General features: G+C 52.8%; 8 protein-coding genes. 2 read left to right on the forward strand and 6 right to left on the reverse strand.

Annotation, left to right across the window (positions count from 1 at the left end; all coding sequences use genetic code 11):
* Nucleotides 1–156: 156 nt before the first annotated feature.
* Together QZR21_RS04585 and QZR21_RS04590 are read left to right on the forward strand one after the other, a co-directional pair.
* Nucleotides 157–1,926: a tetratricopeptide repeat protein gene (locus QZR21_RS04585; RefSeq protein ID WP_296973999.1), complete on the forward strand. Its 1,770-nt coding sequence runs from the start codon at nucleotides 157–159 to the stop codon at nucleotides 1,924–1,926.
* A 651-nt stretch (nucleotides 1,927–2,577) separates the two neighbouring features.
* On the forward strand, nucleotides 2,578–3,453 hold the full coding sequence (locus QZR21_RS04590; RefSeq protein ID WP_296098545.1) for a hypothetical protein: 876 nt from the start codon (nucleotides 2,578–2,580) through the stop codon (nucleotides 3,451–3,453).
* An 870-nt stretch (nucleotides 3,454–4,323) separates the two neighbouring features.
* On the opposite strand, the gene QZR21_RS04595 is transcribed toward QZR21_RS04590, so the two are convergent.
* The 6 genes from QZR21_RS04595 to QZR21_RS04620 form a co-directional block, all read right to left on the reverse strand.
* Nucleotides 4,324–5,940 carry a hypothetical protein gene (locus QZR21_RS04595; protein ID WP_296974004.1) on the reverse strand — a complete coding sequence of 539 codons (1,617 nt, stop codon included), beginning with the start codon at nucleotides 5,938–5,940 and terminating at the stop codon, nucleotides 4,324–4,326.
* A gap of 2,543 nt (nucleotides 5,941–8,483) precedes the next feature.
* Nucleotides 8,484–9,581, reverse strand: a complete 1,098-nt coding sequence (locus QZR21_RS04600) for a rod shape-determining protein (protein ID WP_296097296.1) — start codon at nucleotides 9,579–9,581, stop codon at nucleotides 8,484–8,486.
* Nucleotides 9,559–10,818: a UDP-N-acetylglucosamine 1-carboxyvinyltransferase gene (gene murA / locus QZR21_RS04605; RefSeq protein ID WP_296097297.1), complete on the reverse strand. Its 1,260-nt coding sequence runs from the start codon at nucleotides 10,816–10,818 to the stop codon at nucleotides 9,559–9,561. The genes QZR21_RS04600 and murA overlap by 23 nt, the downstream gene beginning before the upstream one ends.
* A gap of 455 nt (nucleotides 10,819–11,273) precedes the next feature.
* A complete protein-coding gene (locus QZR21_RS04610) occupies nucleotides 11,274–11,936 on the reverse strand; it encodes a TrkA family potassium uptake protein (protein ID WP_296097298.1) in 663 nt (220 codons plus the stop codon).
* Nucleotides 11,937–11,948: 12 nt separating this feature from the next.
* Complete coding sequence (locus QZR21_RS04615) at nucleotides 11,949–13,295, reverse strand: TrkH family potassium uptake protein (RefSeq protein WP_296097299.1); 1,347 nt, start codon at nucleotides 13,293–13,295, stop codon at nucleotides 11,949–11,951.
* A gap of 1,135 nt (nucleotides 13,296–14,430) precedes the next feature.
* A complete protein-coding gene (locus tag QZR21_RS04620; protein ID WP_296974010.1) occupies nucleotides 14,431–15,000 on the reverse strand; it encodes a CBS domain-containing protein in 570 nt (189 codons plus the stop codon).
* Between the last annotated feature and the right edge of the window lie 123 nt (nucleotides 15,001–15,123).

The raw sequence follows: 15,123 nt of genomic DNA on the forward strand, positions 1-15,123 counted from the left end.
ATGGCTGTGAATAATTAGCGCTTGTAAAAAGCCCATTTAATCAGCGTTTCCCTAGATGGTCCGCCTGCGGGGCCTCAATTCTCCATTCTCAAATCTCAATTTTTTTTATATAATGGAGTCAGCATATCTACCGGCTTTTTGTGAGGGAGTGGTTCTATGAAAAGAAAAGGTTTCGCCGTTCTTATGGCTCTGGCTCTGTCCCTGTCTGTGCCCCTTGTATCGGTGGCAGCAGAGGGCAGAGGGGACGGTTCTTCAATTTCCCGGTTTGCTTCGGCCCTGGAGACCCGGTTTGTCCAGGAGACGGGAATCGCAGAAGCGTCAGGCATCAGTGCCTCCGACAGCATGGCCACCAGGGATGTAAAGGAGCTGAAGAGGGGCATTTCTCTCCTGCAGCAGGGGAACTTTGGAGAGGCGGAGGCTGCCTTCCTTTCCGCCCGGGATGCAGCGCGGTCCGATAAAAGGGGCTCCATTGATGCGGTGGTGGGCCATTTCTATATGTTGGCCAACCGCATGGATGATGCCTGCCGGTGGACGGAAAAAGCCATCGCCGACGGACCGGATGAATGGATGCTCCATACCATGCTGGGCATTCTTTACAGCAGGAATGATCACCAGGACTTGCCGAAGGCTATAGGTTATCTGCAAGAGGCCATCGGTCTCTCTCCCCGGATCGGCATCAACTATCGCATACTGGGAACCCTGCAGTCTATGAACGGGGATCCCACAGGCGCAGCCGATACTTTTACAAAAGCCATCGCAGTCAATCCGTCCGATGCCTTTTCCTATATGGCCCGGGGCTCCATCTATGAGGATCTGAAGGACTATGAAAAGGCACTGGCAGACTTCCGCCGTGCCCTGTCCATGAACCTGCCGGGCAAATTTCATGAAACGGCCCAAATGGAAGAAGGGCAGACTCTTTTCCACCTTTCCCGGTACGATGAAAGCCTGGCAAGCTATGGAAAGGTGCTGGAGAAAGACCCCGGAAATTTCAGGGCTGCCTATATGACCGGCCTTATTTACAAGGCTGAAAGGAAGGATGATACCGCCCTGACCTGGATGGAAAAGGCGTCCCGTCTGGCACCACAGTCAGCAGGGCCCTACGATGTGATGGGTTTTCTTTACGTAAAGCAGGATAAAAAGGACCAGGCACGGGACTCACTGCAGAAGGCAGTGGACCGTAAGAGCAAAATCATGAGAACCTACCGACTGCTGGCCCAGCTTTATCAGAGTGACGGAAAGGACGATGAAGCACTGAAGATCCTGGATCTCGCCGTCACCCGTCTCCCCCACAATCCGGATGCCTGGTCCGAACGGGGCTGGTTCTTCGAAAGCAGGAAAGACTATGCCCGGGGAGCCGCTGACTACACGGAAGCCATAAACCTGGGCGGAGAACAGAAAGCCCTGAACCTGACACAGCGGGGATTATGTTACAGGGAACTGAATGAAAACAAAAAAGCGGAAGCCGATTACCAGGAAGCCCTCCGCCTGAAGTCCGATGAGACCCTTGCCTATATAGGCCTTGGAAATTTATACAACAAGGCCGGAGATTACGACCGGGCCATCGGAATCTATGAAAAGGGACTCGCCGCTGTCAAAGAAGAGGACAAAGGCATGATCCTGAATAACCTGGGCTTTACTTATAAAGAAAAAGGAGACTACACAAAAGCGCTGGAAATCCTCACTGAGGGAATCCAAAAGTACCCCAATCATGCGGAGACCTGGCGCAGCCGTGCCCAGACCTGCGACGCCATGGGACAGCCGGAAAAGGGGATCCCCGATATGGATGAATTTCTGAAGAGGAAACCGGGCGATGCCCGTGGCTACCGTTTCCGGGCTGCTCTCTACGAAAAGGCAGGAAAAAAGGACCTGGCGGAAAAGGACCGGGAAAAGGCAAAAGCCCTGGAGAAAGGTGGGAAGCAGCCGTAAAGCCTGCATGTGTCCGGACGAGGGCACCAAGCCTTGAACGGATCCATGTGGTCTGCCTGCGGCGGTCAGGCGGATGCGCTCTTCCCTGTATCCTCCAATACAAAAAGCAGTGCCCCCTGATGGGACACTGTCTTTTTAGTTTAGTGTGCCAACTACGATGCCCCGAAACTGACCCTGCCTCACCTATCTTTTGGGGAGGCAGCGCCGCAGACTGATATCCTCTCGAGTTGTAAGACCGTCACAGGCATTTAGCCGGGAGATTTCTCGACTCATCGTAGCTGTAGCGATTTTAAGGACAGATTCACTTATCATGCTGCCACCGCTCGAAATGACGGGGTCGGGTAGTGTCAGTTGGATACGTATTGATAAGCGCCGCAGGCTGTAGAGTTTTCCTACCAGCTAGCCGCTAGAAGCTAGAAGCCCCCGCCCGATTGAACGCCAACGCGGTCGCAGGACCCTGGCTCGAAGGGCCTGATGCGCTCAAGGCTCAAGGCTCCACCCGTTCGCACGTACAGCCAGCCGGTCCAGCGCCGCAGGCTGTAGAGTTTCCCTAACAGCCAGAAGTCCTCACATGTTTACACAACACTCAGCCTTATTCTTTCTTTACACATAGAAATTATGTTATAATTAAGGCAGAAAAGAGGTGCATCCATGGGCACGAAAAGAACTTACAAAGACTCCCTCTTCCGCAGTATCTTCAAAGATAAAAAGCGGCTCTCCCGTTTATACAAAGCTCTTTCCGGAAACGAAATATCGCCAAAGGACATCACCATCAATACACTAAAGGGCGTATTCATGAATGATGTAAAAAACGATATCAGCTTCCTGGTCGGAAATCGTCTCGTCATCCTCCTCGAACATCAATCCACCTGGAATCCGAATATGCCTCTCCGGTTCCTGTGGTATCTGTCAAAGCTGTATCGTCTGTATGTAAATAAAGACATGATTTACCATGCGGAGCTGCTGAAAATCCCGACTCCTGAGTTCTATGTTCTCTACAACGGTACCATGGACATCCCATCCATCCAGGAGCTTCGCCTGTCAGATGCCTTTGAGATTCCCGGAAATGCCATGGAGCTTACCGCGAAGTGCTATAATATCAATTATAAAAAAGACCGGGAGGTTCTGGATGCCTGCTATGAGCTTAAAGCATACAGCACCTTTATTGCTATAGTCAGGGATTGTCAAAAGAAAGGCCTCTCCCTTTTCCAATCAATTAAAGAAGCGATTGCTTATTGCGAAACCCATGACCTCATGGGTGAATACTTCCGAATCCATGAAAGTGAGGTGTACGATATGGTATCCTTCAAGTGGGATGAAAAAAGAGCCCGTGAAATCGCTGCTGAAGAAGCTAAGAAAGCCGGACGTGAAGAAGGACGAGCAGAGGGCACCAAATCTGCTTTTCGCCAGGCCGCACTCTCTCTTATGCGGAATAAAGTTCCTCTGAAAATTATCATGTCCTCCACGAATATGACTGCCGATGAAGTCAAAAAGCTGGCAAAAGAGAATGGACTGACTTTTGAATAACATCAAATAAAAGGCCATGACCTGAAAATAGGTCATGGCCTTTTTCGTATACCTGCAAACGGGCGAGGCTTCCAACTGTTAGCGGCTGGCGGCCAGGAAAGCTGGTTCGCCTGCGGCACTGAACTGGCTGACGGGCGTGCAAACGGGCAGGGCCTTGAGCCTTTAGCCTTGGGCCTTGAGCTGGTCTGGCCCTACGGGCCGGGTATCGGGTGGCTGAGTGATATGCGAACGGACGGGGGCTTCTAGCTGTTAGCGGCTAGCTCCTAGGAAAGCTGAACAGGCCCTGCGGGCCGGACCCATCACCATCTCTCAGCCCCGTGGGCAGCTCTCTTCTGAGAAGAGAGCCATGTGCAGAGTCAATAGGACGTTATGGGGGTAGAGTCATCAGGATCCCAACTGCAGCGGAGGGCGCTGATGCCCTCGATCTCGGTCTCAGTCTCGATCTCATCTGACGGAGGTTAGCTGATGGAAACGCCGCAGGCTGATGGGTAGTCCCCCTTTTCCAAAGGGGGATGTCTGCGTAGCAGACAGAGGGATTCTGATGGGACTGCGGCGGAGCCGCTGATCAGCTCAAGGCTAAAGGCTCAATGCCCCCATACGTTCACACGCTCTTAAACCACATACCGCCCGCAGGGCCCTATTTCCTCGATCTCGACCTCGGTCTCGATCTCATTGGCCCGCAGGGCCTGACCAGCTTTCCTAAAAGCTAACAGCTAGAAGCTAAAAGCCCCCGTCCGTTCGCACGTACACTCAGCCACACTACCGCCGAAGGCTGATTCGCTCAATGCCCCCATACGTTCACACGCCCCTCAGCCACATACCGCTCTGGCATAAAAAAAGCAGCCTTGAAGGCTGCTTTTCGTGAATCAATTACCAGATATGGCAGGTGAGGCTGATATTTCCATTGAAGCCTCTCCGTTTACCGGCGTAGTCGCTGCCGTTGATGGCAACTCTCCATTTACCGGTGTCTACGCTGGTGCCGTACTCGAAGCGGACGCTGCCGCCGCGGATGGAGGCGCCTTCGATATCAGCGCCGTCGGCGGTGCCGTAGGCTTTGCCGCTGAATTCATATTCATAGGCGAGGCCGGCGTAGTATTCAAACCGGTGGTCCTGGTGCTGCCACCGGGTGCCGATGCGGGCTACGTTGCTGTCGAGGCTGTCGATGTCGTAGTGGCCGCCGGCGTCGAAGGAATCACCGTTCAGGTGGGTGTGGAAGAACCGGAAGTAGGTATCGAGACTGTTTCCATGGCCCCGGTCCAGGATTTTGCCGAAGCCCAGGTGGATGGCATTGTACATGCTGTCCGTCTTGTAGTGGTATCCCTTGCCTTCGGCATCGTGGAGAATATTCTTCGCATCGTTCGATGCCCGGCCGAAGCGGAGGGACGCTTCTTCGTAGGTGCCGTTCGCTTCGATCCGTTTCCCGAAGATACCGGCTCCCTTATAGTCAATCTTTCCGTTACCCCGGCCGTTGTAGAAGGTGCGGTAAGAGCCGTCACCGTAGTCGTAGAAGAGACCATATTCCGCATGGGCTCCGTCTTTTTCCGTATCCTTCACAGCAAAACCGGCCTGGCTGCGCCAGATGTTTGTGGTGATATGGCTGCCGGTTTCATAGCGGTTCTCGCCGCCGCCGATGGTGGCGAAGGCCTCTCCCCCGTCTTTGGACTTATCCAGGTTCTTCATGGTGTCCAGCACCAGGTCGTTCGATTCCAGGAGGGCTGCAATGCCTGCTTCATTGCCCATGAGCACATTATGGGTCTGGGCCTGGGCGTGCATATCCGCATCGTAGACCACATTTCCATTCTTCAGGAGCGCCCGGCCCGTGCCTTCCAGGGTGGTGCCGGCAGTCAGGTGCTGCTCAGTGCCCACGAGGCTGCTGTCCGTGAGACCTGTGGAAATACCGTTGCTGTCCAGGAGGGTCCGTTCATTGAGACCGCCCTTCAGGGAGAACAGGTTCTTCATGGAAAGGTTCGACCAGTCCACCTTCGTGCCGCTGAGGTCATAGGCCTTGCTGCTGTCCAGGGAAGCTACAGGATCCGTGGAAGCCCAGTCCAGGGTATGGTAGGTCAGAGATGTGGGGTTGTCCAGATGGTAGGTGAGGCTCTTGCTGTCAGAGGAAATACCGGTACTCCCTTTCCCCGCCACGGTGACAGCGCCGCCGCTCATATCGTAGGACACCTCATTCTCCTTCCCCGCCAGATTGCCGAGCCCCGTCACAGAAGTAGCATCACTGCCATCTACAAGGGTCCAGCTTTCGGAGGGAGAAATGAGGGTGCTGGTGCTGTTGGTAACATGCATGTTATCCATGGAAAGTTTTGTATTTCCATCAAATACATAACCATACTTCTCCAGCTTCAGGGGAGAAGAAGCAGTGCCGGACGCATCGAGGGCCTTATTGGGCAGGGAAACGGAGGATACAGTGATGTCTCCCGTCTTCCAGACTACATCATTTCCATCAATGCCAGCCTTGCCAGTATAAGATCCAACCAATTGATCGTCATTCTGCTGCAGGGAATATCCATAAATCAGCTTATTCGCTTTTATCTGGTCCTCTGACTTATATATTCCTTTTTCAGCCTGAATCACAGTAATCTTCCGGTCCGGTGACACACCGGCGAAGAAAATATTGTTCCTTTCATCGGCCGATAATGTTCTTAAATCAATGTCCTTTAACTTGCTTTCAAAGTCTGGATTGCTGGCTGCATTATCATTATCGCGATTAGTAATATAGGCAGTTCCATAATCCTCGCCTGAAGTCAGGTATGTCAAATCAATTATTGTTGCTCTCTCATGAGGATTATCAGGATTGGGCCGCCAGTTATAAGTGAAATTTCCTGTGCTAAGTTTCAATGCAGGAGTATTAAAATCATTCATTGCCCAAATTTTAATAGAAGAGAAATTACTTATTTCTTTAACTTCATTATTTTTCCAAGGAATTGCTTTACCAGTCAATTTCAGGTAGTAGTTCTTGTTATCAGTAACGGGATAAATACCACCTCTCATTCTGGAAGAACCATTTTCAAAATCCAGGAAATTTCTATCAGGTAAATTTTTATCGTTGAAAGAGATTTCTTCCACATAACCAACATTCAAGATATTATCAAGATTGTTTATTGCATGTGACTGAGGTACTATCTCTGCTCCATATAAGGAAACGTCCTGAGATAAATCTGCATCTCCGGATAAGTTGATACGGTTTCCCCAAACATGCCCACCCCATCTGGACACATTTGTCTGCCCTCCATAAACGTCCGCATTTTTCAGCACAACTGAATCCTGGATATTAATCACATTTCCGTAAACATTTCCCTGTACCACTTGTCCATTCAGGCCAACATTTCCCCCATAAATCTTTACCCGTCCGTTATCACTTGTTCCGGTAACTGTCATTCCTCTTAAATTTATCACATTATAAAAAGGATAGGACTTTGAGTAACTTGCAGAAGACGTACCACCTGAAATAACATCAGCTCGAAGTATCCCTTTGTTTTGCTTCTCCCCAATATTAATTACATTATTGATTATAGAGAAGCCCCGAATACTGCCATCCCCACTAAAACGAGAATTGCCTCCTATCAGGCTATGAATCGTAAGCGAATCATTGCTGGTAACATTGATAATATTCCCACCTATACTTTCATATGTATATGAATTACTGTTCTGGTCATTACCTCCCATAACGGTCTGCCAACCATCATTCCGGTTGTTTTTAATCTCAGTTTTATTACCATTCTCATCTTCTACTACAGCATTCGTATTATCGGTGATTGTAATATTGTTAAAATTTGTGCGACCCGTAATATCTACTCCATTAATGATACCATCTACTGATTGGGCAAAAGCAGACGCTCCTCCACCGAGCAATGCAAAGGCAATACACAATGGTAAAACCTTTTTAGATACAGCGGCTTGTCCGCTTTTAATGAAATGCATATAAATTCCTCCTCCATAAAAAAAAGATGATTGCTGGACTATCAACGAGATAGCCTTCAATCGCTTCCTTTTTCTCCTCGATACAATAGACTCATGTTCTCATGAACCTTGATATGATATATTTTATCACTTTCCAAAGGGATTGTAAACAAGCGACCGGTGCCAATGAATACAGCCAGTACCCAGTAACCAGCGGCCAGCAGCCAGGACTACAGCGGCTCCGCCGCAGTTGAAATCCTGACGACTCTGCCCGCAAAACGGACAATTGACTCTGCAGGAGGCTCTCTTCCCTGAAGAGAGCTGTCCACCGGACTGAGAGATGGTGATGGGTTCTGATAGCTCCGCGGTGGAGCCGCTGGACCTTAAATCTCAACTCTTTCTTTGCAAACCCCGTCACAGTCATTTACCAGAAAGATCTCTCGACTCATCGTAGCTGTAGCGATTCTTACGGGTGGCGTCACTACGCATACTACCTCCGCTCGAGATGACGGGGTACGGGTAGAGTCAGATGGGGACGGATGGAATCGGCCCGAAGGGCCTAACCACCTAGCCACTAGATCTAGACACTAGCTACTGATTCGCCGCAGGCGAATCCACTCAAAGCTCAAGGCCCCGCACGATCGAACGGCGCTCAGCCAACAGCTAAAAGCCCCCATACGTTCACTCGCCACCCAGCCACACGCTCCCTGCGTCAAAGCCGCGGAACCTCAACTCTATTTCTGAAAGCCCGTCACAGTCATTTATCTGAAAGATCTCTCGACTCATCGTAGCTGTAGCGATTCTTAAGGGTGGCGTCACTCCGCATACTACCTCCGCTCGAGATGACGATTGATAGGCAGAGTCACAAAGGAAAGTGACCGTATCTGCGAATGGGAACAGATGGAATCGGCCCAAAGCTCAATGCCCCGCACGTACACACGCCGCTCAGCCACACAAGCGCCGCAGGCTGATTCTCTGCGGCGAAGCCGCGGGACCTCAATTCTCAAGTCTCAACTCTCAAATCTTTCTTTTAGCCGCGGGATCTCAATTCTCAAAACTCAATTCTCAAATCTAAAAAAGTACGGCCTACAAGTAAGCCGTACTTTAATGTATGAAATCAATCAATGCAGATCCTGCAAAGAATCCCGGAATTCGTTGATGTAGTCCAGGGCTGATCCGGCGCCTACGGCGTTGACATAGGATGGCCGTTCTGCCACATGGGCCGGTACGCCGATGATGCGGGAAATCAGTTCTTCCAGTCCCGGGAGCTGGGATACGCCGCCGATGAGGATGATGCCGCTTTCCCGGATGGAGGCCAGGAGGGCCGGCGGGGTGCGCTGCAGCACGTCCCGGATGTTCCGGAAGATGCGGTACAGGAGAGGATTCAGTGCGTTGGCGATGTCTTCGCCGGTGACTGCGATTTTTACGGGGAGTCCCGATACGATGGAGAGGCCGCTGGTCTCTGCCACCCTCGGTGCCCGGTCCAGGTCCCAGGCAGCGCCCAGGGCGATTTTCAGACTTTCCGCTTCTCTCCTGCCGAGGCGGATGTGGTACTTGTCCCGTACCCAGTTCAGGATGGCCTGGTCCATTTCATTGCCGGACTCCGTGGAGAAGTGGCTCACTACGATGCCCTGCCGGGAAACGACGGAAATCTTGCAGGAACCGCCGCCGATATCCACAATCATGGTGCCTTCCTTCTGGTGGTTTTCCAGGCCCATGCCCATCATGGCCGCCAATGGCTGGTCAATGAGTACGGTTTTTCTGGCGCCCACGGCTACCGCCGCTTCCAGGAGAGCCCGGCGCTGCACGCTGTCTATACCGCTGGGGACGCACATCATGAGGCGGGGATGGAAGAAGAGGCCCTTCAGGTAGGACCGGTTCACGATGGAATTCAAAAGGTAGGCGGTGCCTGTATAGTCTACGATGGCGCTCCGCTTCATGGGATGGATGATTTTGATTTCCGGTGGCGTCTTCCCTTCCATTTCTTCTGCCTTTGTGCCGTAGGCCATGTATTCATGGAGAACTTCGTTCCGGGCAATGACAGTGGCTTCGGGGAATACGAGACCCTTATGTTTGATGAAGACCACGATATTGGACGTCCCGATGTCTACGCCAATATCTTCGGAGCCGAAGGAACCCAGCCAGTCCGCCAGGGAGCCCTGGCCGGTGCGGGTGAGCTTCTTTCCGCCCTTTTTCTTAGTCTCTGTCGACTCTGTCAATGTCTGCTCCTAACCCCTGCAGTTTTTCTACAAGATGATCATAGCCACGGTCAATGTGATGGAGTTCGCCGACTTCCGTTTCTCCGTGGGCAGCAAGACCTGCAATGGTGAGGGCGGCACCGGCGCGGAGGTCCGTAGCTCTCACGAAGGCGCCGTTCAGGAACGGGACCCCCTGTACGATGGCACAGCGGCCTTCGACCTGGATGGAGGCGCCCATACGCTGCAGTTCCCCGACATGCATGAACCGGTTTTCAAAGACCGTTTCCGTGATGCGGCTGATGCCGTTGCCGATGGTCATGAGGGCCATGAACTGGGCCTGGAGGTCCGTAGGAAATCCGGGGTACGGCAGGGTTTTGATATCGGTGGACCGGATATGTCCATCGCTGATGACCCGGACGCTGTCGATGTCCTTGATCACCTTAACGCCCGCTTCGTTCAGCTTCGCCAGGAGGGGCTTCAGGTGTTCCGTGAGCACGTTGTCCACCACCACGTCGCCGCCGACCATGGCTGCGGCAATCATAAAGGTACCCGCTTCAATGCGGTCCGGGATGACGGTGTGGGAAACGCCCTGCAGTTCCTTCACCCCTTCTACACGGATGATATTGGTACCGGCGCCTTTGATATTGGCACCCATGGAATTCAGGAATGTCACGAGGTCCACGATTTCCGGTTCTTCTGCCGCATTTTCAATGATGGTACGGCCTTCGGCGGTGGCAGCGGCCATGAGGATATTCTCCGTGGCGCCGACGCTGGGGAAATCGAGGTAAATGGTGGTCCCTTTGAGTCCGTGAGGTGCATAACCTTCCACAAAGCCATTGCCCACGTTGATTTCTGCGCCCATGGCTTCAAAGGCCTTCAGGTGCAGGTCAATGGGCCGGCTGCCGATCATGCATCCTCCGGGGAGGGCGATTTTCGCATGGCCCATCTTTGCCAGGAGGGGGCCCATGATGAGGAAGGAAGCCCGCATTTTACTCATGAGTTCATAAGATGCTTCCGTCTTGTCCAGCATGGAGGCGTCAAAGGTGAGGACGTTGTCCTGTCTCGTCACCTTCACTCCCAGGGATTCAAGAACGCTGCAGATGGTGGTCACGTCGTCCAGGTTCGGCGCATCCACGATGGATGCGGGGGTATTGGGAAGAAGGGTAGCCACAATGATGGGAAGTACTGCATTTTTAGCGCTGGAAACACGGACATGGCCATGAAGGGGCCGTCCGCCATGAATGACTAATTTTTCCAAAAGGAATCACTCCTGTTAAGTAAAACTACAAAGGGTTCTATGTCTGTAATGCTGATTTTCTTTTATAGTCAAAGTAGAGTGGAAGTGGGATCAGGGCCAAGGGCCCTGGGATCTAGATCCAGGTCTAGGTCTAGACCTATAGCGGCTTCGCCGCGATAGGCTGGCCAGCGGTGATGCGAACGCACGGGGCCTTGAGCCTTGTGCCTTGAGCTGGTCAGCCGCTCTGCGGCCACCCACCCACCGCTTACGCGGTCCTCCCTCCCTCTGAAGAGGGAGGGTTGGGTCATTCAGCATCAAAAGCAAACTGATGGACCGGGCCCGAAGGGCCTGGTCACCTAGCCACCAGATCTAGCTACTAGCCACTGATTCGCCGCAGGCGAATCAGTCTTTTTCCACTCTTATCATAAAATTCGAATCATACGTATCATAGCAAAAAAACTATATGATTTCAAGGATTATTGCTCCAGGCTTGCCGTGACCCGTCTCACGCTTTCCGAATCACCAAGAATGACCAGCATATCATCGGCGGCCATCTGCATTTCCGGATGGGGGTTGACGTACATTTCCCCTTTCCTCTTGATGGCTACTACGGTGATATTGTACTTTTTGCGGACATCCAGGGCCAGGATGCTCTTGCCGATCCAGTCTTCCGGCACGTGGATGGAGAGGATGGTGATGTTGTTCTCCATTTCAATGTAATCCACAATGCCCGGGGAAATCAGGTTGTGCGCCACCCGGACCCCCATTTCTTTTTCGGAATAGATGATCTTGTCTGCCCCGATTTTCTGGAGCATCTTGCCATGGATGGGATCCAGGGCCTTTACCACGATTTTCTTGACCCCCATTTCCTTCAGGATCAGGGTGGTCATAAGGCTCGCCGACAGCTCTCCCACCGATACCACCGCCACGTCCGCATTGCCGGCGCCGATGGCGGCCAGGTTCTTTTCATCGGAGCAGTCCGCGCAGACCACGTACCCCAGGGTATCCGACAGGTCCTGTACCACATTCTCGTCGATATCCATGGCCATCACATCATAGCCCATTTTTTCCAGCGTCACTGCCACGCTCTTGCCGAACCGGCCCAGGCCGGCCACGAAAAACTGTAATTTCTGTGCCATCCCCTATAACCTCTATCCTATAACCACATTTTCCTTCGGATACTTAATGGAACTGTTGTGATGGCGGGCAAAGGTAATCGCCAGCGTCATCACGCCGATACGGCCAATGTACATGGCCACGATCAGCACCAGTTTGCAGGGGGTATTCCACTCCCCTGTGAGGCCCATGCTGAATCCTACGGTACTGAAGGCGGACACTGCTTCGAAAAGGGCATCTTCAAAGGCAAAATCCGCAGGCTCCAGTACGAATACCAGAAAGGCCGTAATAAATGTGAGCACCATGGCCAGGGTAAATACGTTGGACGCCTTCACCAGGCACTTGTTGTCCACCTGCTTATGGAAGAGCACCACTTCCCTCTTCCCCCGGACCCAGCTGTAGAGGGACAGGAGCAGAAGGCCCATGGTGGTGGTCCGGATGCCGCCGCCTGTGGAAACCGGCGCAGCACCGACGAACATGAACATCATGACAAAGAGCACCGTGGCGCTCATCATGGAGTGAATATCAAAGACCGTGAACCCCGCCAGCCGGGAGGACACGGACATGAAGAAGGCGCTCTGCCATTTCCCCATGGGGCTCATGGAACCCATGGTGGCGGGATTGTTTCCTTCCAGCAGGTAGAAAACAATGACCCCCAGAGGGATGAGGACCGCTTCCATGGTGAAAATGAATTTGCTGTTGAAGGAAAGCTTCGACCACCGGCGGTTCCGGAGGACATCATCCAGTGCCAGGAATCCCACGCCCCCCAGAAACATGGTAATCTCAATGACCGTACTGACGAAGGTATCCGCCGCCATGCCCGCAAAGCCCACGTCGTTTCCCATGATATCCATGCCGCAGTTCGTGAAGGCGGAAATGGCGTGCCAGTAGCCCAGATAAATGCCGATGGCGCCGTATTTGAAATACAGATAAATAGCCAGCAGCGTGCCGCTGGTAAACTCCACGGCCAGTGTCATGAAGATGATTTTCTTCACCAGCATTACCATGCCCGAAGGAGTCTGGAGATTGAAGGAATCCCGGATCAGGAGACGCTCCTGGAGCCGGATCTTCCGGCCTGTGGAAATACTGACCATAGCCATCATGGTCATGATGCCCAGGCCCCCTACCTGCATGAGAAATAAAATCACCAGCTGCCCGAAGACGGTGAAGTCGTTCTTCAGGTCAAACATGGACATGCCGGTCACGCTCACCGTGGATACGGACATGAAAAGGGCATCCACAAAGCTGATCTCCCTGGTGCCGGACTGGGACAGGGGCAGCATGAGAAGCAGGGCGCCCAGCAGCATGAAGAGGGCAAAGCCTCCGCAGATCAGGACACCCCGGTGGATGCGGTTCAATGCTTGGAAAATAACCTTAGTCATAGTTCCTCTTTTCATAAACCCCGGCAGCCTCTATGACGCTCCGGCTGCAGGATATATTATTTATTATACTATGAACAGCGGTCACGGTCGAGGGGCACCGGGCCGGGTATCGGTTGGCCTGCGGGTGTACGTACGGGCGGGGGCTTCCAGCTGCTAGCTTCTAGCTTTTAGGAAAGCAGGCTCGCCTGCGGCGCTGGACTGACTATACTGACTATGTTTACGTGCGAACGGGCGAAGTCTCGAGCCTTGAGCCTTGAGCTTGTCAGGCCCTTCGGGCAAATGAGATCGAGACCGAGGTCGAGATTGAGGAGAATAGGCCCTTCGGGCCGGTCCCATTGCCATCTCTCAGCCGTTGGCAGCTCTCTTCTGAGAAGAGAGCCTCCTGCAGAGTCAATGACCGTTTTAGGGTCAGAGTCTTTAGGATCCCAACTGCGGCAAAGCCGCTGATGATTAGTCTCCCTTTTCCAAAGGGAGATGTCTGCGATAGCAGACAGAGGGATTCTGATGGATCTGCGGCCTATCGGGTTGTAATCCAGTCACAGTCATTCACCAGAAAGATTTCTCGACTCATTGGAGCTGTAGCGATTTTTAAAGGCAGAGTCACTTGGTATGCTACCTCCGCTCGAAATGACGAGAAACGTGCAGAGTCACTAAAAGGGCGGCGTAGCCGCTGATAGTTAGCCTCCTTCCTTGGGAAGGAGGTGGCGCCGAAGGCGACGGAGGTTAGCTGATGGAGGCGCCGCAGGCTGACGGTTAGTCCCCCCTTTTCCAAAGGCAGCAGTCCTGCAGAGGACTGCTGAGCCGGTCCCAAGTTGGTGCCTTTACTGCACATTAAGGCACCTTCCTTTTGTGGCCCGGCCGGAATGATGTCTGCGTTAGCAGATAGAGGGATTCTGATGGGTCCCTACGAAATCAGTTCGTTTGCTACCCCAAAGGTGGCCGTAGATTTCTTGGCTCCCCCTTTGGGGGAGCTGGCGCCGAAGGCGACTGAAGGGGTGCATTTGCCCGCACAGCGGCAGTCCCACTCAACGCCCCGTCTGTTCGCACGCACAGTCATAGAGGTACCATAAAAAAGGAACCGTGACCGGGAAGCCCGGTTCACAGTTCCTTTTGCTATCTTGCAATAAAACCGCCCTTACTCATCTTTCTTTTCTTTAGCGTCGGCTTCCTTCTTTTCCTGCTGGCTGGAGCGGAAAAGCTCTTCTGCCTCCGTAGCCGCAATGGCGCCCAGGATATCGTGGCGGGTGATGATGCCTACCAGCCGGGCCGGCGGCGTGATGTTGGGGTTATCGATCTTCTTCTTTTCCACCACCGGCACCGTCTTCAGGTGTTCATCCACCATGAGGGTGGTGACGGTTTCCATGTCCGTATCAGGGGTGACACAGCGCACGTCTTTCGTCATGATTTCCGCCGCTGTGGTGGCCAGCAGTTTCCGGAAGGACTTTTCATACCGGCCGAATCCGCAGTAATAGAGATTTCCTCCCAGCACATCCACGTACTGTGGAATCTTCGGGGTCACCTTCTTGTACAGCAGGTCCCCTTCCGATACGATGCCAAGGAGCTCGTTATCGTCCCCCACCACCGGAATGGCGCTCACCGGATGGGTGCAGAAAAGCCCCACCAGCCGATGCACCGTCACATCCGGAGATACGGTAAACACATACTTGGTCATGAAATCTTTGACTTTCAGAGTTTTCGACGGCATAGAAATCCCCCCTTCGGACAGATGCCATGGACTTTCGTGATTCTCTATCTATATTTTAACGAAATGGAAAGCGCCGTGCAAGAGAAAGGGCAAGATCGAGATTGAGACCGAGATCGAGGGCAC

The organism is uncultured Dialister sp. (assembly GCF_900541605.1).
Taxonomy (GTDB): Bacteria; Bacillota; Negativicutes; order Veillonellales; family Dialisteraceae; genus Dialister.

What these genes read in the sequence shown, in the direction of transcription:
- QZR21_RS04585 (WP_296973999.1), top strand. Translation starts at nt 157, where the DNA reads ATGAAAAGAAAAGGTTTCGCCGTTCTTATGGCTCTGGCTCTGTCCCTG.
- QZR21_RS04590 (WP_296098545.1), top strand. Translation starts at nt 2,578, where the DNA reads ATGGGCACGAAAAGAACTTACAAAGACTCCCTCTTCCGCAGTATCTTC.
- QZR21_RS04610 (WP_296097298.1), bottom strand. Translation starts at nt 11,936, where the DNA reads ATGGCACAGAAATTACAGTTTTTCGTGGCCGGCCTGGGCCGGTTCGGC.
- QZR21_RS04615 (WP_296097299.1), bottom strand. Translation starts at nt 13,295, where the DNA reads ATGACTAAGGTTATTTTCCAAGCATTGAACCGCATCCACCGGGGTGTC.
- QZR21_RS04620 (WP_296974010.1), bottom strand. Translation starts at nt 15,000, where the DNA reads ATGCCGTCGAAAACTCTGAAAGTCAAAGATTTCATGACCAAGTATGTG.